The sequence below is a fragment of the Bacillus luti genome, assembly GCF_001884105.1.
GTDB lineage: Bacteria > Bacillota > Bacilli > Bacillales > Bacillaceae_G > Bacillus_A > Bacillus_A luti.
In genome coordinates this window covers 179,864-200,933 of record NZ_MACI01000093.1, presented here as the reverse complement: position 1 = coordinate 200,933, position 21,070 = coordinate 179,864, and the positions used below count along the sequence as shown (strand labels likewise).

Here is a 21,070-nt window from a genome sequence, read left to right as displayed (position 1 = left end):
AGCTTATTTTTCGCTGCCAAACCATTTCTTCACTAATTTATCCATTTCTCCATTTTCTTGCATTTTTTTAATTACTTTATTAAATTCAGCTGTTTTATCACTGTTTTTCGGAAGGGCAATTGCTGCTCCAACTTCTTCTGGTGCTTCTTTAATTTCAATTCCTTGTAAGTCTTTCATTTTCTCTAAATAATTTTTAGCAACTGTGTCTTCTATAATTGCAGCGTCAAAACGACCAGCTTTAATTTCTTGTACGATTTCTGGTATACGGTCACGTCCCTCAACTTTGAAATCTACTTGTTTTTTAAATTCTGCTGCTTTCTCTTCTTGAATAGACCCTGTTTGTACCCCTACTTTTTTCCCTTTTAAATCCTCTACAGATTTAATGTTAGAATCCTTTTTAGAAACGACCATGTTTTTCGCAACAAAATAAATATCTGTGAAATCAACATTATTTTTACGCTCTGCAGTTGGCGTCATGCCTGCCATTACGAAATCGACTTTTCCTGAGCTAAGAGATGCTAATAAACCACCAAAATCCATATCTTTCACTTTCACTTCATAACCAAGTTCTTTTCCGATATATTTAGCAACATCAACATCAAAGCCGATAATTTCATCACTTTTTGACGCTTCCACGTATTCATATGGTTTATAGTCCGCTGAAGTCCCCATAACCAGTACTTTTTTATTTTTTTCAGTAGCCTTTTCTTCCCCATTACTACAAGCACTGAACATACTTACAATTAAAATAAGTGCAAACGATATTGATAAAAACTTCTTCATCTTTCTTCCCCCTAATGATGTATATTTAAAAGTTAATTAGAATATTTATTCGATGTTTGTATTGTATCAGTACTTTTATTTTTATGCAATATATAAAATAAAAATAAATAAAAAATCATTAAAAACACTGTTTTCTATGCATAAAATATTGCATAAATAAACCAATCAATGTATATCCTATCATTTCGAATACTAAATAAAAAAGGCGCTACACCCACTTAATTGTGAGCGTAGCGCCTTTTCAATTATTTATAGTTCTTCGCAATTCTCTTCGAAATACGATTGTAGTTTCGCAATAACTTGCATTGGTTCATGACCTTCAATTTCATGACGCTCTACCATCGTTACAATTTTTCCATCTTTTAATAAAGCAAATGATGGAGATGAAGGTGGATACCCTTCGAAATATTCACGAGCTCTTGCTGTTGCTTCTTTATCTTGGCCTGCAAACACCGTTACAAGATGGTTAGGACGTTTATCATAATGTACGGAATGCGCAGCAGCAGGACGAGCAATACCGCCTGCACAACCACATACAGAGTTCACCATTACAAGTGTTGTTCCATTTCTTTTGAACGCTTCTTCTACTGCTTCTGGCGTCGTTAATTCTGTATATCCAGCAGAGACAATCTCTTCACGCGCTTGGCGGACAACATCATTCATAAAAAAGTTAAAATTAATCAATCTTTTCCCTCCTCTAAAACTACCTATTTGTATCTTACCAGTTAATGTTTATGAAATACAAGTAAGTTTACTTGTATTTGGGTATAGAAAAGGTGTTAGAGCTCTTGCTCTAACACCTTTTCTTAATGGCCACGATGCTTTTGCTTTGCTTTTTGTACTTTAATTAAACGTCTTCTTTGTTTTTCAGCTTCTCGCTTCTCTTTAGACCGCACTTTCTTTTCTTGTTTATGCAGTTCATAAGATAAGCCAATTGCCTCTTGTGCCTTAGTAAAACGTTTTACATTTACTTCTTTTGCCGCTTGTCGTATGATACGTTTTATATTTTTGGGACGCTTTGTTTCTTTCACTTCCACACCGCATTTTGCAACGTGCTGGAAATATGCTAACATTGGACCATTCACAAATATAAGTACTTCTTCATCTGAAGGTTCCATTCCAAAAATATACCGTGCTCCATACAATTTCCCTTTTTCTTTATGCGTAATAATTCCTACGAAAAATTGACCATCGTGATATACTGTCAAATCCATTGACAGCCCCTCCTTAAAAAAAATTAGAAATACTGGACATCCCGGAGGGGAAGGTTACTGACATGTAATCATGCGTCTGGACTACCGACCAGAACTGTGTTTTTGTATCTCTTTCATTGTATTATATCTTATTTCCCATAATCTTTATATATTCAGCAATCATTTTTTTATGCGATCCTACAATATAGTCCGGTAGTTCTGTTACTGAGAAGAATTTAAGCTGAACTGCTTCTTCTTTATTCATAACAAAATCTCCTTCGTATTCATCCGTATAATAGGCTGTCGTTACAGATTGAAATTCATCACCATTCGCTAATTTTGTAAAGTAGTTCGCTCCAGAAAATACATTGATTAGTCGCAGGTTCTTCACTTCTATTCCTGTCTCTTCATATACTTCACGGTACGCTGTTTCTTCTGGTGATTCGCCTAGCTCCATTAACCCACCAGGCAGTCCCCATTTTCCATACGGCTCTGTTCTTTGCTGCAATAAAACATCTCCATTTTCATTTATAACGAGTACAACAGCACCAACTAAAATTAAAGGGCGATGACCAACTATTTTTCGTAATTCTTCTACATATCCCATCGTATCCCTCCTTTTTCGTTGTCCACACTATTGTATCATATGTATAAAACGACAAAATGCGTATCTTTTTCATTTTTTTAACAAAATATTTATTTTATGTGCTTCATCTACTGTAGCCAACATAATGGATTCGATTTCCGTGCTCTTCTCTAAACATTCTTTCGCCCACTCTTCTGTTTTTCCTAATAAAGCAAGAACGTCCTGCTGGATTTTTCCATCCTTCACTAAAATAAAAGCAACTGGCGACTTTTTCCCTGCCACTTTAAGGTCAAGGCGAGAAACTGCTTCATATTCTGGATACTGAAATATAGAAACGACACCACTCGCTTCCCATAGAGCCAATTTAATTGTAGAAATATCACTCACATTTTGCACACGAAGTTCTGAAAATAAATATTCTGCCGTAATCCTCGCTTTTTTTAAATTACTAAAATCAATGGAACCATTATGTATAAGAATAATAGGTGCAGGTTCTAAAAAACGTCTCCATCTATCCCATTTCAACATTAAAATAGAGCTTATGATGTGCAGTACAACAAGTATAAACGTTGTAATCATCGAACCGAGTAATCCGACCTTTTCATCAGATAGCGCGTTAGAAATATTCCCACCAAGCAATAACACTAATACAACATCTAAAAATCGAAGTTGTGCGATAGACCTTTGTCCCATCGCTTTCGCAACTAATATTAAAAATATGTACGCTATAATAGCTCGAACAACCCATTCGCTATTAGAAAGGTGCCGTGCTCCTTCAAAAATATGCATATGCATCACATTGCACTCCTTAAACATTCCAAACTACAAGTCTGTGTTAGTTTGCAACGTTTAAGAGCATATATGTAAAAAAAGCTGGTTCGTTTTTACACGAACCAGCTTTTTTACTTAACCGAAAACATATATTTTTTATACGTTTTCCGTACCGATAATATGAGCCCCATCATAATCATATTCGAGAATAAGGAACTTCCCCCATATGATAAGAAAGGTAATGCAATACCTTTTACAGGCATTAATCCAACGATCATACCAATATTTTGGAATATTTGAACCGTTAATATTCCAATTGATCCAGCACATAATAATGTACCGAATAAATTATCAGCAGAATAACCGATAATAATTGTTCTATATAGTAGTAATAGGAACAAGAATACAACTAACGCCGCTACTATAAATCCGCCTTCTTCGGCAATTGTAGCGAAAATAAAGTCAGTATGCTTCTCTGGGATATAGACGTTCCCTTCGCCAAATCCTTTCCCTTCCATACCTCCGCTACCTACAGCTAAAATCGATTGCTGCGTTTGATAACCTTGGTCTGTATGTTCAAATGGATCTAACCAACCTAAAATCCGTGATTGTTGGTGAGGCTTTAATAACGTAACTAAATTATTAAAGAAGAAATCCTCATACCTTACGTAAATAAATATTAAGGTGGTTAATATGGTCACCGGAATAACTGTACATAATGCTATCAATTTTTTCTGAATACCTGACATAAATAAAATACATGCAATAGCAGCAGCATATAAGAACACCATACCTGTATCTGGTTGGCTATATACAACGGCCATAGGCGGGAGAGATACTAGCATAATTTTACCTACTAGTTTTAAATCCGTCTGGAATGTCCTCGCCATATACTGCGCATTATGTTTCACTGCTATACTTGCTACTATGAGAAGCAACGAAATTTTGAAAAACTCAGACGGTTGGATTTGTCCAAATACAGGAAAAACAAACCATCTTTTTGCACCTAATTTTTCAGGTGTAAAACTGGAAACCGGTAGTATTTTCAAAAGAATAAGTGAGCCAAATCCAGCAATATAAAGCGGCCAAGACAATTTTTGCAATTGATCTAAATCAATGCTTGCAACAAGAAGTAACAATACAACCCCGATTATGTAGTTGACACCTTGTTTCATAGCAAAGTTTGCATCTCCATATTGTCCGGTTTGCTGACTGCTATATATAGCAGTTATACTTATAACACAAAATGCAAACAAAATTAAAATTAATTTTACATCTAAACTTTTTAGAAACTCGGTACTTCTTTTCATGACATCCTCCTGAAACATTGTTACGGCAAAATAAAAAACCAGGAGTCAATACTCTTCATGTTTTGACGACTGATTACACATTATCTATAAAACACTTATATAGAATAACTCTCTTTTTCATACAATACAATATATTATACTACAGTTTCGTCAGTAAGATTTGCCAAAAAAATTATTCTTTTTTTATTTTATATCCATATACCATATATCAGCAATGTATTTTCGTAAATTCCTAATACATAATCGTCCATTGTAAGATTACTGGGAAAAGTGTTGTACATATAGTAGGAGTAAAAGAAGAAAAAATAAGATAATAAAAAGCTCGCATAAGCGAGCTTTTTATTAATATACAGATGTATTATTTTCTGACGTGTTTTCTAAAATTTCTTTTACACGTCCTAAGAACTTACCACAAATTAAGCCATCAAGTACGCGGTGATCAAGTGATAAACATAAGTTAACCATGTCACGAGCACCGAACATACCGTTATCCATAATTACTGGTCGTTTTACAATTGATTCAACTTGTAAAATAGCCGCTTGTGGATAATTAATAATACCCATAGATTGAACAGAACCAAATGATCCTGTGTTATTAATTGTAAATGTTCCGCCTTGCATTTCGTCCGCTTTTAACGATTTCGTGCGTACTTTTCCTGCAAGTTCTGTAATTTCACGAGCGATACCTTTAATCGTTTTCTCGTCTGCTTGCTTAATTACTGGTACAAATAGTTCATCCTCTGTTGCAACAGCGATAGAAAGGTTAATATCTTTCTTCTGAACGATTTTATCGCCAGCCCACATTGAGTTAATTTGAGGATACTCTTTTAATGCTTGTGCTACTGCTTTTACGAAGAAAGCAAAGAATGTTAAGTTAAATCCTTCACGCTTCTTGAAATCGCCTTTAATTGAATTACGGTATGACACAAGGTTTGTCACATCTACTTCAATCATCATCCAAGCATGAGGCGCCTCGTGCTTACTACGTAACATGTTCGCTGCAATTGCTTTACGCACACCTGTTACTGGAATTTCGATATCTCCAGGCATTGTCGGTACAGAAACTGGTTTCGCAGCTTCTACTTTTTGTGCTACCGGCGCTGCTTTTGGTGCTTCTGGACGCACTTCTACTACTGCTGCTACAGCTTCCTCTTTTTTCGCACCTGCTTGCGGAATATTTCCAGATTCCACTAGTTTTAAAATATCTTTACGAGTAATACGACCATTTGATCCTGTACCTTCTACTAGATCTAAGTCAACATTATGCTCACCCGCAAGTTTTAACACAGCTGGTGAAAAACGTGGTTTTCCATCAGTTGGTTGTTTCGCTTTCGGTGCTTTCTCAGCAGTAGTTACTTCGGCCTTTGGTTCTTCTTTCGTTTTTTCCTCTACAGCTGTTGCAGCTACTTCATCTGCGCCTTCTACTTGAATGACACAAACAACCTCACCTACAGCTAATGTATCACCTTCACCAGCGATTAGCTCTTTCACAATGCCAGTGAAAGAAGATGGTACTTCTGCATTTACTTTATCAGTCATTACTTCTGCAAGCGGATCATATTTATTTACGTGATCGCCAACATTAACGAGCCATTTGCTAATTGTACCCTCTGTAACGCTCTCCCCGAGCTGAGGCATTGTAATATTTTCTACAGCCATGTATAGTCCCCCCGATTAAAATTCCGCAAGTTCACGCATTGCTTTTTCAACTTTATCTGGATTTACCATAAAGAATTTTTCCATTGTTGGTGCATATGGCATTGCTGGAACGTCTGGACCTGCAAGACGTGCGATTGGTGCATCTAAATCAAACAGGCAATTTTCAGCGATAATAGCTGCCACTTCACTCATAATACTTCCTTCTTTATTATCTTCTGTTACAAGAAGAACTTTACCAGTTTTTGAAGCAGCTTCAATGATTGCTTCTTTATCTAATGGATATACAGTACGTAAATCAAGAATGTGTGCAGAGATGCCATCTTGCGCTAACTTCTCAGCTGCTTGAAGAGCAAAGTGAACACATAATCCGTACGTGATAACAGTAATATCATCACCTTCACGTTTTACATCTGCTTTTCCGATTGGTAATACATAGTCATCTTCTGGCACTTCACCTTTAATTAAGCGATATGCACGTTTATGTTCGAAGAATAATACTGGATCTTCATCACGAATTGCTGCTTTTAATAAGCCTTTTGCATCATATGGTGTAGAAGGGATAACAATTTTTAAACCTGGTTGGTTTGCAAACATCGCTTCCACAGATTGTGAATGATACAACGCACCGTGAACTCCGCCGCCAAATGGCGCACGAATTGTAACTGGACAAGTCCAATCGTTATTAGAACGATAACGGATTTTTGCTGCCTCAGAAACAATTTGGTTTACTGCTGGCATGATGAAATCAGCAAACTGCATTTCAGCGATTGGACGCATACCATACATTGCCGCACCAATTGCTACCCCAGCAATTGCAGATTCTGCAAGTGGTGCATCAAGCGCACGATCTTCACCAAATTGATCATATAAACCGTGTGTCGCTTTAAATACGCCACCTTTTTTACCAACATCTTCTCCTAAAACGAATACTTTCTCATCGCGTTCCATTTCTTCGCGCATTGCTAATGTAATAGCATCAATATAAGACATTACAGCCATGAAACGTTCCCCCCTATTCTGCGTATACGTGCTTCAATGCATCTTCAGGTGCTGCATACGGAGCATTTTCTGCATATTCTGTTGCTTCATTTACGATATGCATAATTTCGTCTAACATTTGTTTTTCAGATTCCTCAGTTAACACGCCAGCTTCTTTTAAATAAGCTGCAAATGTTATAATTGAATCTTTTTTCTTTGCTTCTTCAACTTCTTCTTTATCACGATAAACACGATCATCGTCGTCACTAGAGTGTGCTGTTAAACGATATGATACTGTTTCAATTAAAGTTGGACCTTCACCACGACGGCCGCGGTCTGCTGCTTCTTTTACAGCTTTATATACTGCAAGCGGATCATTTCCGTCTATTGTATATCCAGGCATACCGTAACCAATTGCACGATCTGATACGTTTTTACATGCTAATTGTTTTTCAACCGGAATAGAGATTGCGTATTTATTATTTTCACACATGAAAATAACAGGTAGTTTGTGTACACCAGCAAAGTTTGCACCTTCGTGGAAATCACCTTGGTTTGAAGAACCTTCTCCAAATGTAACGAACGTTACTAAATCTTTCTTCTCCATTTTTCCAGCTAGTGCAATACCAACTGCATGTGGTACTTGTGTTGTTACTGGAGATGAACCTGTAACAATACGATTTTTCTTTTGACCGAAGTGACCAGGCATTTGACGACCACCAGAGTTCGGATCTCCAGCTTTCGCGAAAGCAGACAACATAAGCTCTTTAGCTGTCATACCAAACGCTAATACAACACCCATATCACGGTAGTATGGTAATGCATAATCTTTTTCTCTATCAAGAGCGAACGCCGCTCCAACTTGCGCAGCCTCTTGTCCTTGACAAGAAATTACGAATGGAATTTTACCAGCACGGTTTAATAACCACATACGTTCGTCAATTTTACGTGCAAGTAACATCGTACGGAACATTTCTAATACTTGCTCATCACTTAAGCCAAGCTCTTCATGGCGCTTTTCTTTTACTTCTGCCATTTTTCATAACCTCCTAAATCCACATTTTTATGCGTGCAACGCTTTTCCATCTACAGCTAATGCTGCTTCACCAATCGCCTCAGATAATGATGGATGCGGATGAATTGTATGTGCTACTTCCCAAGGTGTTGCATCAAGTACTCTTGCAAGACCAGCTTCAGAAATCATATCTGTTACATGTGGTCCAATCATATGAACACCAAGAATATCATTTGTTTCTTCATCAACTACAAGTTTTACAAATCCATCTGATTCTCCGTATACAAGTGCTTTTCCGATTGCGCGGAATGAGAACTTACCTACTTTTAACTTATAGCCTTTTTCTTTCGCTTCTTGTTCTGTTAAACCGACAGAAGCAACTTCCGGACTGCTATATACGCATTTTGATACCATAGAATAATCAATTGGTGTAACTTCTTTACCAGCAATATGTTCTACTGCAACAATTCCTTCATGAGAAGCAACGTGAGCAAGCTGTAAGCCACCGATTACATCACCGATTGCGTAAATGTGAGATTCTTTCGTTTGATAAAACTCATTTGTTTGAATGTATCCTTTTTCCACAACGATATCCGTATTCTCTAAACCAATATTTTGCGTATTCGCTTGTCGTCCTACAGATACAAGCATTTTTTCTGCTTTAAATTCTTTATTCTCACCGTTATGTTCAGCTTGAATTGTTACTCCATTATCTTTTACCAATGTTTCTGGTAATACTTTTGCACCAGTTACCACTTTAATACCTTTTTTCTTGAATAGACGTTGCATTTCTTTTGAAACGTCTTGATCTTCTAGTGGTAGTATCGTTTTCGCATACTCTAATACTGTAACTTCTACACCGAAGTCAGCAAGCATAGATGCCCACTCAATACCGATTACACCGCCACCAACGATAATGATCGAGCTAGGAAGCGTTTCCATTTTTAGGGCATGATCTGAAGACATTACGTACTCTCCGTCTAACTCTAAACCTGGTAATGAATTTGGACGAGAACCTGTTGCAACAAGTACATTTTTTGGAATTAACATTTCATTCTCTTCTCCACTTGCAAGTTCAACTGAAATTGTCCCTGGCATCGGAGAGAAAATAGATGGGCCAAGAATACGGCCAATACCTTCAAACACATCAATTTTACCTTGTTTCATTAAATGTTGAACGCCTTTATGAAGCTGCGTTACAATCTTCTCTTTACGCTCTTGTACTTTCGCAAAGTTTAGTTCTACATTACTTGCAATAACTCCGAACTCTTCGCTTTTTTTAGCCGTTGCATATACTTCCGCACTACGTAAAAGGGCTTTACTAGGAATACATCCTTTGTGTAAACAAGTACCACCAAGATTTTCTTTTTCAACAAGTGCAGTTTTTAAACCTAGTTGTGATGCACGAATAGCAGCAACATATCCACCAGTACCGCCGCCAACGATGACTAAATCATATTCTCTTGCCATTATCTCAACCCCTAGCTACTGTTTGTTTTTCTCTTACAACATACTCTTTCGCCGCTTCTTCTTCACGTAATACACGAAGTGCTCCTTCTGCTAACGCTTCTAACTCATCTTCCCCTGGATGTACGATAACATCTGCAATCCAGTCCACTCGTTCTTTTATTTCATCAACAAGAATTTTACTGTACGCAAGTCCACCAGTTAATACGATTGCATCGATTTTCCCGTGAAGCACAGCACTAGCTCCGCCAATTTCTTTTGCAACTTGATATGCCATTGCTTTATAAATAAGAGTTGCTTCAGGATCACCTTTTTCAACCATTTGTTCTACTTTAATCGCATCATTTGTACCGATTAGACTTACAAGTCCACCTTGTCCGACAAGCTGTTTCACCATTTCGTCTCGGTAATACTCACCAGAGAAACACATTTCAACTAGTTGTCCTACTGGTACTGTACCAGCACGCTCTGGGCTAAATGGTCCTTCTCCGTTTAAACCATTATTTACATCGATAACTTTTCCTTTTTTATGAGCACCAACTGTAATACCGCCGCCCATATGTGTAACTAATAAATTTAAATCTTCGTATTTGTGATTTAATTGATCAGCTACTTTACGAGCAACTGCTTTTTGATTTAATGCATGGAAAATACTTTTGCGTTCCATACCAGCAATACCACTTATACGAGCAATCGGCTCCATCTCATCTACAACGACAGGATCCACAATGAATGCAGGAATATTTAATCCAGAAGCAATTTCATAGGCTAAAATGCCTCCGAGGTTTGAAGCGTGATGACCACTAAACCCATTTTTTAAATCTTCTAACATCGCATCGTTTACTGTATACGTACCGCCTTCGATTGGACGAAGTAATCCACCGCGTCCACAAACAGCATTTAATTTTGAAATGTTAATACCGTGAGAATGTAGAACTTCTAAAATCGTTTCTTTACGAAACTCATATTGGTCGATAATTCGCTTATATTTTCCAATCTGTTCTACGTCATGACGAATCGTTTCTTCTAGAACAGGTCTTTCATTATCAAAAACACCAATTTTTGTGGATGTACTACCTGGGTTAATAACAAGAATTCGATTTACAGACAATGTTGCTACCTCCACTAATAAATTCAAAAGGAAGTGGAAACCTCATAAGAGGTAACCACACCTTTTGTAAAAGTTATATATGAATGATTAGCGACGGCTAATAATGTCGTGACCGTTGCGTAAGTATGTGCTACGAGTGTTTTTCAAGCTTGCGATGCGCTCTTCAGCTAAACGATCTGCTGCTACATAAGTTGCAATGCCATCGCGTTTTGAAATTTCGATTACTTTTGCAATTGTGTCATAAATAGACTCAACACGCTTTAATGCACGTTCTCTATTGTATCCATATAATTCATCTGCTACGTTAATTACGCCACCTGCGTTAATAACATAATCTGGTGCGTATACAATACCCATTTCATGAATGATGTCGCCGTGACGATCTTCTTTTAATTGGTTATTTGCAGAACCTGCGATTACTTTTGCTTTAAGTTGTGGAATAGTTTCATCGTTAACTGTTGCACCTAATGCACATGGTGCGTAAATATCACATTCAACAGCGTAAATTTCATTTGGTTCAACAGCTGTTGCACCGAATTCTTCTACTGCACGTTGTACAGCTTCTTTGTTAATATCTGTAACGATTAGTTTAGCTCCTTCAGCGTGTAAATGTTTGCATAGGTGATATGCTACGTTACCAACACCTTGAACAGCAATTACTTTTCCTTCTAAATTATCAGTACCGAAAGCTTCTTTCGCAGCTGCTTTCATACCACGATAAACACCGTATGCAGTTACTGGAGATGGGTTACCAGAAGAACCGAATGATGGTGAAATACCTGTTACAAAGTCAGTTTCTTCATGGATAATATCCATATCATCTACAGTTGTACCAACATCTTCAGCTGTAATGTAACGTCCGTTTAGTCCTTGAATGTAACGTCCTAATGCACGGAACATCGCTTCGCTCTTATCTTTACGTGGATCACCGATAATTACTGTTTTCGCACCACCTAAGTTTAGACCAGCTGCTGCGTTTTTGTATGTCATCCCTTTTGCAAGACGCAATGCATCTTCAATCGCCGCTTCTTCAGAATCATATGTCCACATTCTTGTTCCACCAAGAGCTGGTCCAAGAGTTGTATCATGAATTGCAATAATTGCTTTTAAACCAGATTCTTTATCTTGACAAAATACCACTTGCTCATAATCATATTTTTCTAAGTATTCGAAGATTTCTAATGTCATTGTCGTTTCCCCCTAATGTTTTACCCTTTTTGGTTTATTTTGAAGCAGTCGCAACTGCCAATGCTAATGAATATACTTTTGTTTCTGCTGAATCAGCACGAGATGTTAAAACAATCGGTGCTTTTGCGCCTGCAATCATTGCTCCTACTTTTGCATCTGCAAAGTAAACGAGTGATTTATATAGCACATTTCCAGCTTCAATCGTTGGGACGAGTAAAATGTCTGCCTTACCTGCTACATCACTTACTATGCCTTTATGCTCTGCTGCAATTTGTGATACTGCATTATCTAAAGCAAGTGGTCCATCAACGATACAATCTTTGATTTGTCCGCGGCGATTCATTTGTGTTAACATCGCTGCATCAATTGTCGCCTGCATCGCTGGATTCACAACTTCTACTGCTGCGATTGGCGCCACTTTTGGCAACTCAATTCCTATTGCCCGGGCAACTTCTACAGTATTTTGTATAATAGCAGCTTTCTGTGTTACATCAGGTGCGATGTTCATCGCTGCATCTGTAACGAAAATAAGACGATTATAATTCGGAACTTCAAACGCTGCTACATGTGAAAGTACGCTACCTTTACGTAACCCCCACTCTTTATTTAACACAGCCTTCAAAATATTCGCTGTTGGGATGTTCCCCTTCATAAGCACATCTGCTTCACCGTTTCTCACAGATTTAACAGAAAGTTCTGCAGCCTCAGCATTTGATGTTGCTGCAATCACTTCAATATGTTCTGAAGTTTGTAAACCATGTTCTTGTAGCATCCCCATTATTTTTTCTTGATTTCCATATAGACGAAATTGAGCTAGCTGTAATGTAATTGCTTTCGCTACAGCTTCAATTACTTCATGATCTTCAGCTACTGCTACAGCCACAGTTTTTTTAGGCTTTCCTGCTGCTTGATCAATTAAGTGTTCTAACTTCATATTTTGTAATCAACCCTTTCCGTCGTCCCTCGTCTATTTATAAAGCAAATACCGTGCCAACTTTTAAAAGTGGTCTTACCAATTATGAAAACGCATTCAAAATGCAGTAAAATCAATACTTTGGAAAATAACAAAAGATTCTGTCTTATTTTGTCACTTTTTGTATACCATGCAATAAATTGCACGGTACGCAATTTATTGCATGCTATTTTTTGCATAGTCATACTTTTCTAGCTTATAATATAAATTCCGAACTGAAATTCCTAGCGCTCTTGCAGTTTTTGTTTTATTTCCATCAAATTTATCTAAATATTCATGAATGATATTCCCTTCAAACTCTGTCACTAAATGCTCAAGTGGCTTTTCTTCTAATACAGGTAATAAGTTATTTTGTTTTAACTCCAGCTGCTCTTCTTTATGTAAAGGTGGTAAATGCTGCACATCAATATATATCTCGTTATAATTCATAAAAATAATAGCTCTCCCTAAAATGTTTTCAAGCTCCCTCACATTTCCAGGCCATTCATATGACTGTAAATATGAAATAGCCGAATCAGTGAGCCCCTCTACATTTCGGCCATAATCTTGATTTATTTTTTGAATTAATCTCTCTGCAATCGCTGGTATATCGCCTTTACGCTGACGAAGAGATGGAATTTGAATCGGGATTTTATTTAAACGATAATAAAGGTCTTCCCTAAATTCTCCTTCTAAAATAGCCTTTTCCAAATTCACATGTGTCGCTGCAATTACCCGGACATTAATAGGTATCGCTTTCGTCCCACCAACTTTTACAATTTCTTTTTCTTGCAGCACGCGGAGGAGTTTCGCCTGTGTATTAGCAGATAACTCTCCTATTTCATCTAAAAAGATACTGCCATTATTCGCTTCCTCAAAGAATCCACGTTTCCCGCCTCTTTTCGCTCCAGAAAATGCACCCTCCTCATAACCGAATAATTCACTTTCTAACAACGTCTCAGAAATAGCTGCACAGTTTACACGAACGAACTTATTATATTTTCGATTACTTCCATTATGGATAGCATGTGCAAACAATTCTTTACCTGTCCCTGACTCTCCGCGTAGTAATACTGTTGCTGGTGTATTCGCCCCAAGTTTCGCCTGCTCGATAGCTGCCGTTGTTTCATCTGAATTTCCGACAATATCATCAAATGCATATTTCGCTTCTAATGTTCGAATGATTTGCCTTGCTCTATTCAATTCATTGGTTAACTTTTGAATTTCTGATACGTCACGAATTACACCGACGCTTCCTTTCAATATACCATCAACAATGACTGGTGCTACGTTTACGATTACATCTCGCTTTTTTTGACCAATTTTCATATGTATTCCGCGTACCGCACGGCGTGTTCGAAGTACTTTCATATGCATACTTTCACCTTCTACAATATCTGTTGTAGCTGGTTGTCCAAGTATATCTTCTTCTGTTAATCCAGTTAATTTCGTATAGGCGGGGTTAATTACTAACCCTCTTCCTTTTTCGTCCACGACAGAAATCGCTTCCTCAGATGAGTTAATAATCGCCTCAAGTAACGTTTGAATTTCCTTCAAATCTGTAACTTCTTCCGCGAGATCTACGACTTCCGTAATATCTTTAAAAATCGCAAACGCCCCTTGTACCTCTCCTCCCTCTTTCAATATTGGAATACGTGTTGTAATAATTTTCTTTTCATTCTCTAACGTCAGTTCATAATTCACTTCTATTTGTTTCGTTCGTATGATACGAAGCAACTTACTCGTTGGGATCACATCTAAAATATGTTTCCCTATTGCGTTTTCTTTTTTATATCCGATAATACGCTCCGCACTTTTATTAAAAAGGCGGACTTGCCCCTCTCGATCGATGACAATCATACCGTCATGTGTAGAATTTAAAATTAAATCCCCTTGTTGTGTTTGTTCTTCTAACTTTCTAATTAAATCTTCCTTCTCATGCGCTAATCTCGTAACAATTTTTGCAATATCACCTGGTATAAGAAGAGTATCTTTATCCTTTTTCTCTAATAAAACTTTATGTAGATTATCGTCACCTGTCATATCAAACATGACATCGAGGTGCATAGAAAGAAACGGAGTTATACTTTCTCCAATCGTAATCCCATATTCCTTAGCAATTTGTAATCCTTTCGCCATCGGATTTATATCTATAATCCCTATAATTTGAAATATATTCGAACTTTGTAACAGATTCAGCAGTGTACTGCCACCTTCACCTGCACCAACAATTAACACCTTTTGTTTCATATCGTACACTTCCTCTCGAAGTATCTCTGCAATTTTTTTCACACCCTTATCTTACTCGTTCAGCAATCTCTTGACAAACCCCCTTTTCATATAACATCATTAAAATATACTAAATAATCTGAAAAGGAGCGTTATGTATGCAGCGTTACCTCGCTCTATTGTTAGCACTCATTCCTATTTCATTAGCCGTGCTTGGCATTAAGTTAATGAGGGATACTTTATTCGGCATTCTATTTCCACCAATCTCTATACTATGGTTACAATTTTTAATCGGAGCTCTCTGCTTCGCACTCGGCTTTTATATCTTTGGTGGCTTCGTCTTACACCGGGACCGCAAACGAAATAAAGTTCAAGCCCGCTTTAGAAGATAGAAAAAATTTTCTTCTATTAACAAATAAAAAATGAGACCGTTGCACTCGGTCTCATTTTTTTATAGGCAATAAAGTTCTTGCTGTTTCAGGATAATCCGTAATAATCGCCGATATATTCATATCAAAATATTTACGCATAAGTGTTTCTTCATTTATTGTATAAGGGCGAACCTCTACACCACTTTCTATCGTTAGTTCAGCAATGGCATCTGGAAGGTAACGATAATTCGGATGTACTGCTGTTGCACCCATTTTTTTCGCATATGCCCACGGACTATGCAAACCTTCGCGATATAAAATAGCTGTTTGAATATCAGGAGCCATCATATGGCATCGTTTCATACTGTAGTGATTAAACGATGAAAATATAACCCGATCCTCCAGACTAAATTTACGCACAAGTGTTATAACCTCTTCTTCTAAACCTCTATATGGGATTTTATTATTTTTAAGTTCAATATTAAGTAGCAAATCTGTTTTTACAAGCCATTTTAATACCTCTTCTAAAAGTGGTATTTTACAAAAACCTACTTTGTCACCAAATTTATAACTTGCATCTAACTTACATAAATCCTCATATAAATAATTTCGAACCGCACCTTTCCCATTTGTTGTCCGGTTCACCGTTTCATCATGAATGACGACAACCTTTCCATCTTTCGTTAATTGAACATCAAGCTCAATTCCATCCGCTCTAAAAGACTCCGCCGCTTCAAATGAAATCATTGTATTTTCTGGGTACGTTCCCGCTACACCACGATGTGCAAATATAAGAGTCATCCTCACTCCCCCAATCTTATGCTATACTATACGAAAAAGGAGGTACTTCTATGAGACCATTACAAATTTCTCCAGACACTGCAGTCCGTCTATCAAAAGCGTTAGGTGTCCCACTTGAACAGCTCATGCATATGCCACAGCACATTTTAATTCAAAAGCTAGTTGAATTAGAAAAACAAAATAAAGATGAAGAATAATATGGTCCTGTTTTGCAGGGCTTTTTATTATCAACTATTATATCACGGATGACTTCTCCACTAAAAATATGTAACGCACATTCTATTCCCCAATTTCAAACCCTCTTCAATTATACATAGCAAACCCCCTCTTTTATGAAAAGAGGGGGTTTGCTATAATATTTTAATTATTCAAATTGTCCGTGTTTATCCTTTGTCACAATCGTAAACAATTTATACAATCCTAAAGAAGCTGGAATATTCATAAATGCAAATGCCTCATACGTATAATGCGGGGCTGTTTCCCATAGTAACAAGAAAGTAAATACTCCTAATGTACTAATCATCGCAATTCGTATAACTTCCGATTCTTTTTCATCTTTCTTTGTATAAAGAATAACAGCCGCCATAACAGCTATATACACGAATAATTTAATAATGTAAGAATATATAGTAACGATTTCATACTTCGTTGTACTATAGTTCGACACAAAATTAGTTACCTTGTCATTCTTCTGCTCGAACCATTGCCCAATACGATACATGGAAAACTGACTCGATACCCATTCTCTAGTTATTTTTTCATTCAAATGTTGTACATAACCCATTACACCAAGCTCATTGAAACGTTGTACTATAACTTCTTTATTGTGTTCATTCAAGTCCTTCGTATTCTTTATGTTTTCATCATCAATATAATCTGCATCTGCCTGATTCCAAACACCATACGTATCTTTGTTTAAACCCATTTTCACCCAATGAGTATACGGAATTTTTTCAATTTCATTATCGGTACTAAGATTTAGCTTTGTCGTTATCCCCTTAAAACTTACAATAAGGATTAAACAAAATACAACACTACTTAACACCTTTACAGAATATCCCTTACGAAACTTTAAAATATTTTCAATTAAAATCGCTAACGCTACCGCCAATGCTGTCGGTCGTATAATGTAAGTACAAGCTGCGAAAACTCCCAATAAAATCCACAAAATAATCTGCATTCTTTTTGTTTCGGCCGTTTTCAAGCACAAATATGTATACATCGTTGCTGAAATAAAAAATATTACTAATGTATGTGTATAAAAAACCGGTGCCTGCCAATATATAAAAATGTTTAGCACAGATAACACAATCGATATGTGAGCAACTTTAAAGTTTGTAATCTTCCTTACAATCAATACATTTAAAATGATACTACCTGTTATACATACTATTGGTAATATTTTTATGGCTAAATCTACGCTTCCTATTAATTTAGAAAAGTATCCTCCTAATAATACAATATGTGTATTATATGGATAAAATAGAAGTTGTCCCATTTCTAAAAATTGATTATCTCCATTAAACACCGAGACAATTCCTTGTTTAAGGATGGCATAATCCCCTACAACAGGGTTAAACGCTATAGAAGTAATAAATATTTCTACCACCAAAATACTTATTATCCCTAAGGTAATCATAATATTTGTATACGTTCTTTTCATTTTATTAATAACCCATTTGTAATACATAAAGAAAAGTGCAAATAAAAGAAGTGTCGCTACTATAACAACGCCTATCTTGCTTGCAGTATACTCCTCAGTCGGATACGGAAATTCTCCACTCATCAAAATTACTTTCGGAATGAAAAACTTACTTACTATCATTGAAAATACAGCCAAAAACACCGTCATAACAATGATTGGATACAATCGATCCACTATTTTTTTTACAGACATTCTTATATTCTCCTATACCTATATCATTTCCCAATCAATGATACGTTATCAAGATTACGATGTCAAACCCACGTATTCCCTATACAACCCACTTCTTTTCCCTGCCCCTTTCTACATATATATCCCACTAAATCGCCTCACTATTCTTAAATCAAAGTAAATAAAAAGACCAATGAATTATAAAATCCATTGGTCTTTAGGTAAAACAATTTATTTGTTTTAAAATCGATATTCAGTATGAAATTCAATAATTCATCGGTTTCACTAAAGAGTAAACTCTTTAGTATACCTACTCTCAGCTAGCCTTATGTTCCAGTCTCAGCTTATCCGCAACCATCGCAATGAATTCAGAATTCGTAGGTTTTGCTTTTGACATGGATACTGTATAACCGAATAAGGACGAAATAGAATCTATATTCCCACGGCTCCAAGCTACCTCTATTGCGTGACGGATTGCTCGTTCAACACGACTTGCTGTTGTATTATACTTTTTCGCGATATCTGGATATAATACTTTCGTAATAGATCCTAATAATTCGATGTCATTGTATACCATAGAGATCGCTTCTCGTAAATACATATACCCTTTAATATGAGCAGGTACACCAATTTCATGAATGATACTCGTAATACTCGCATCTAAGTTTTTCGGTTTTCCATCTACTGTTGTCGCTGATCGGAAAGATGGCAATGGACGTTTAATGGTAGCGTTTACCTTACCACTCACTTGACGAATATGACTTGTTAAATTCTCCATATCAAATGGTTTTAATATGAAATATGAAGCACCTAAATCAACTGCTTTTTTCGTCACATCTTCTTGTCCAAATGCTGTTAACATAATTACGCTAGGCTGTCTTAGCCTTTCAATGTGGCGCATTTTTTCTAATACAGCTAAACCATCTAGATGTGGCATAATAATGTCTAATACGAGTACATCCGGCTGCCTGTCTTTCAATAAGTTTAAACACTCTTGTCCATTATAAGCAGTTCCAATTACTTCCATATCATCTTGAGCAGCAACATAACTCTCTAGCATTGATACTAATTCTTTATTATCATCCACAAGACATACTTTAATTTTCTCCACAGCTTTTCCTCCCTTACCGAATCGATTCTCCGACATGTGTATCCTTCTAGGCTACATGAATTGTTCGACAATTGTGTGAAAATTCCCTTTTAAAGTTTGTTACTTTCCGATAAAATCACAAAAAAATATGTTTATCGTTCATTTTTTTCCTTTCACAACACATTCCATCATAGAAATACAACGAAACGTTCAACCCTTTCCTTTTATTTTACAACAAAAAACACCTCTTGCGGAGCTTTTACAAAATTTCAACGAATTTTTAAACAGAAAAAGCGAGCTAATTAATAAATTAGCTCGCTTTTTTTTCTTGATCATAAATATTAATTCCAGCCTCATGTAACATCCATTCAATATGAACACCGTATCCTGACGTTGGATCATTTACAAATACATGCGTAACAGCACCAATTACTTTCCCGTTTTGTACGATTGGGCTTCCACTCATTCCTTGTACGATACCACCCGTTTTCGCTAATAAACGTTTATCTGTTACTTTGATAACCATACCTTTTGTAGCTGGAAATTTTTGCGGTACTGTACTAACAACTTCAATATCAAACGATTCTACTTTATCTTGATCAATAACTGTTAAAATCTTTGCTGGTCCCTCTTTTACTTGATTTGATAATGCAATAGGCATTGCTTTATCCATTATACCATTTGTCATATTTGTATTTAATTTCCCAAAAATGCCAAACGGACTATTTATTGTAATATTACCAATCACTTCACGATCTGGTGAGAACCTCGCTAATTTCTCTCCTGGATTCCCATGACTTCCTCTTTCAATTGATGTAACTGTTGAACGCATAATTTGCCCATCTTCAACTTGAATCGGTTTTTTTGTGTCATTATCAGAAATAACATGACCAAGCGCCCCGTATTTCATAGAATCTGGATGAACAAATGTCATCGTTCCGATTCCAGCTGCCGAATCTCGAATATATAAGCCAATACGATAAGAAGATTCACCACTATCTTTTTGTGGTGTTAACTTAGTGCGAATGTATTTTCCATCTCGTAACAAAACAAGATTAAGCGGCTCACCTGTTTCACCACTACTATGAACAAATGGTGCTACATCACTCATTCTTTCAATTGTTTTACCATTAATTTCAGTAATCATATCTCCAATTTGCACACCTGCTGTTTCACCAGGAGATATTTTACCTTTTTCAGTTTGAATTAAATGATGGCCTACAACAAGTACACCTTTTGTGTTTAATTTTACACCAATCGATTGTCCACCTGGAATAACTTTAAAATCTTTCAGCACTTTTACATTTACTTTTTTCACTGGAAAACCAGCAAGCTGAAACACCATATCTGCTTCACCATTTTGATGAGAATTTACCATAAGTCCTTGTTTTTGTTCGTTCGAACTCACTGTAAATACATGACGATCTGTAGATGAAGCTTGAAAAACTGGTAATGAAGCTATTTCTGATTGTTGCCCTTCAAAAATAACAAGTTGTTTCGGTGATGAAATAAACGTTCGAAGCGGTTTAAAACATCCAATAAAAACTAAAGAAACAAGGAGACAAAGACCTATTATTTTGCGAAATCTTTCTAATTTCAATTTGTTCACTCTCCTCGCTCCTACCCCACATTCAGCCTCTTGGCTTCACTTTTTAATCTCTCCTTGCAATGCTTTATTTATAACCGGAAG

General features: G+C 36.5%; 20 protein-coding genes. 2 read left to right on the top strand and 18 right to left on the bottom strand.

Annotated features, from left to right (window positions below; translation table 11 throughout):
* Nucleotides 1–3: 3 nt before the first annotated feature.
* From BAQ48_RS23805 to BAQ48_RS23735, 14 genes are all read right to left on the bottom strand, one after another.
* Nucleotides 4–783, bottom strand: coding sequence for a transporter substrate-binding domain-containing protein (locus BAQ48_RS23805; RefSeq protein ID WP_071713054.1), 780 nt, complete (start codon nucleotides 781–783; stop codon nucleotides 4–6).
* 249 nt (nucleotides 784–1,032) lie between these two features.
* On the bottom strand, nucleotides 1,033–1,446 hold the full coding sequence (locus BAQ48_RS23800) for a BrxA/BrxB family bacilliredoxin (RefSeq protein ID WP_001979317.1): 414 nt from the start codon (nucleotides 1,444–1,446) through the stop codon (nucleotides 1,033–1,035).
* A 143-nt stretch (nucleotides 1,447–1,589) separates the two neighbouring features.
* The gene (locus BAQ48_RS23795; RefSeq protein ID WP_071713053.1) at nucleotides 1,590–1,997 is read right to left on the bottom strand and encodes a YjdF family protein; all 408 of its coding nucleotides are present in this window, start codon (nucleotides 1,995–1,997) and stop codon (nucleotides 1,590–1,592) included.
* 121 nt (nucleotides 1,998–2,118) lie between these two features.
* Nucleotides 2,119–2,583, bottom strand: a complete 465-nt coding sequence (locus BAQ48_RS23790; RefSeq protein ID WP_071713052.1) for an NUDIX hydrolase — start codon at nucleotides 2,581–2,583, stop codon at nucleotides 2,119–2,121.
* A 69-nt stretch (nucleotides 2,584–2,652) separates the two neighbouring features.
* Complete coding sequence (locus BAQ48_RS23785) at nucleotides 2,653–3,357, bottom strand: DUF421 domain-containing protein (protein WP_071713051.1); 705 nt, start codon at nucleotides 3,355–3,357, stop codon at nucleotides 2,653–2,655.
* A gap of 107 nt (nucleotides 3,358–3,464) precedes the next feature.
* The gene (locus tag BAQ48_RS23780; RefSeq protein ID WP_071713050.1) at nucleotides 3,465–4,643 is read right to left on the bottom strand and encodes an FtsW/RodA/SpoVE family cell cycle protein; all 1,179 of its coding nucleotides are present in this window, start codon (nucleotides 4,641–4,643) and stop codon (nucleotides 3,465–3,467) included.
* 342 nt (nucleotides 4,644–4,985) lie between these two features.
* Nucleotides 4,986–6,302: a dihydrolipoamide acetyltransferase family protein gene (locus BAQ48_RS23775; RefSeq protein ID WP_071713049.1), complete on the bottom strand. Its 1,317-nt coding sequence runs from the start codon at nucleotides 6,300–6,302 to the stop codon at nucleotides 4,986–4,988.
* A 15-nt stretch (nucleotides 6,303–6,317) separates the two neighbouring features.
* Nucleotides 6,318–7,301 (bottom strand): 3-methyl-2-oxobutanoate dehydrogenase subunit beta, encoded by a 984-nt coding sequence (gene bfmBAB / locus BAQ48_RS23770; RefSeq protein WP_000290071.1) that lies wholly within the window; start codon nucleotides 7,299–7,301, stop codon nucleotides 6,318–6,320.
* Between the two features lie 13 nt (nucleotides 7,302–7,314).
* Complete coding sequence (gene bfmBAA, locus BAQ48_RS23765) at nucleotides 7,315–8,316, bottom strand: 3-methyl-2-oxobutanoate dehydrogenase subunit alpha (RefSeq protein WP_000852551.1); 1,002 nt, start codon at nucleotides 8,314–8,316, stop codon at nucleotides 7,315–7,317.
* Nucleotides 8,317–8,343: 27 nt separating this feature from the next.
* Nucleotides 8,344–9,765: a dihydrolipoyl dehydrogenase gene (lpdA, locus tag BAQ48_RS23760; protein ID WP_000090438.1), complete on the bottom strand. Its 1,422-nt coding sequence runs from the start codon at nucleotides 9,763–9,765 to the stop codon at nucleotides 8,344–8,346.
* A 4-nt stretch (nucleotides 9,766–9,769) separates the two neighbouring features.
* Complete coding sequence (buk, locus tag BAQ48_RS23755) at nucleotides 9,770–10,873, bottom strand: butyrate kinase (protein ID WP_000115778.1); 1,104 nt, start codon at nucleotides 10,871–10,873, stop codon at nucleotides 9,770–9,772.
* 87 nt (nucleotides 10,874–10,960) lie between these two features.
* Nucleotides 10,961–12,061, bottom strand: a complete 1,101-nt coding sequence (locus BAQ48_RS23750) for a leucine dehydrogenase (RefSeq protein ID WP_000171361.1) — start codon at nucleotides 12,059–12,061, stop codon at nucleotides 10,961–10,963.
* 34 nt (nucleotides 12,062–12,095) lie between these two features.
* Entirely contained in the window at nucleotides 12,096–12,995 is a 900-nt protein-coding gene (yqiS, locus tag BAQ48_RS23745; RefSeq protein WP_071713048.1) for a phosphate butyryltransferase, read from the bottom strand.
* 195 nt (nucleotides 12,996–13,190) lie between these two features.
* On the bottom strand, nucleotides 13,191–15,263 hold the full coding sequence (locus BAQ48_RS23735) for a sigma-54 interaction domain-containing protein (RefSeq protein WP_071713047.1): 2,073 nt from the start codon (nucleotides 15,261–15,263) through the stop codon (nucleotides 13,191–13,193).
* A gap of 137 nt (nucleotides 15,264–15,400) precedes the next feature.
* Here BAQ48_RS23735 and BAQ48_RS23730 point away from each other — a divergent pair, with 137 nt between their 5' ends.
* The gene (locus tag BAQ48_RS23730; protein WP_001190189.1) at nucleotides 15,401–15,634 is read left to right on the top strand and encodes a DUF2627 domain-containing protein; all 234 of its coding nucleotides are present in this window, start codon (nucleotides 15,401–15,403) and stop codon (nucleotides 15,632–15,634) included.
* A gap of 51 nt (nucleotides 15,635–15,685) precedes the next feature.
* Here the strand turns inward: BAQ48_RS23730 and BAQ48_RS23725 are convergent, their stop codons facing one another.
* Nucleotides 15,686–16,414: a glycerophosphodiester phosphodiesterase gene (locus BAQ48_RS23725; RefSeq protein WP_071713046.1), complete on the bottom strand. Its 729-nt coding sequence runs from the start codon at nucleotides 16,412–16,414 to the stop codon at nucleotides 15,686–15,688.
* 50 nt (nucleotides 16,415–16,464) lie between these two features.
* Between BAQ48_RS23725 and BAQ48_RS23720 the strand changes: the two genes are divergently transcribed.
* Nucleotides 16,465–16,611 (top strand): YycC family protein, encoded by a 147-nt coding sequence (locus BAQ48_RS23720; RefSeq protein WP_001247671.1) that lies wholly within the window; start codon nucleotides 16,465–16,467, stop codon nucleotides 16,609–16,611.
* A gap of 167 nt (nucleotides 16,612–16,778) precedes the next feature.
* Here BAQ48_RS23720 and BAQ48_RS23715 read toward each other — a convergent pair whose 3' ends face one another.
* From BAQ48_RS23715 to spoIVB, 3 genes are all read right to left on the bottom strand, one after another.
* Nucleotides 16,779–18,311: a glycosyltransferase family protein gene (locus BAQ48_RS23715; RefSeq protein WP_071713045.1), complete on the bottom strand. Its 1,533-nt coding sequence runs from the start codon at nucleotides 18,309–18,311 to the stop codon at nucleotides 16,779–16,781.
* A 295-nt stretch (nucleotides 18,312–18,606) separates the two neighbouring features.
* Nucleotides 18,607–19,401: a sporulation transcription factor Spo0A gene (spo0A, locus tag BAQ48_RS23710; RefSeq protein ID WP_033665531.1), complete on the bottom strand. Its 795-nt coding sequence runs from the start codon at nucleotides 19,399–19,401 to the stop codon at nucleotides 18,607–18,609.
* A gap of 289 nt (nucleotides 19,402–19,690) precedes the next feature.
* Nucleotides 19,691–20,989: a SpoIVB peptidase gene (spoIVB, locus tag BAQ48_RS23700; protein WP_071713043.1), complete on the bottom strand. Its 1,299-nt coding sequence runs from the start codon at nucleotides 20,987–20,989 to the stop codon at nucleotides 19,691–19,693.
* Between the last annotated feature and the right edge of the window lie 81 nt (nucleotides 20,990–21,070).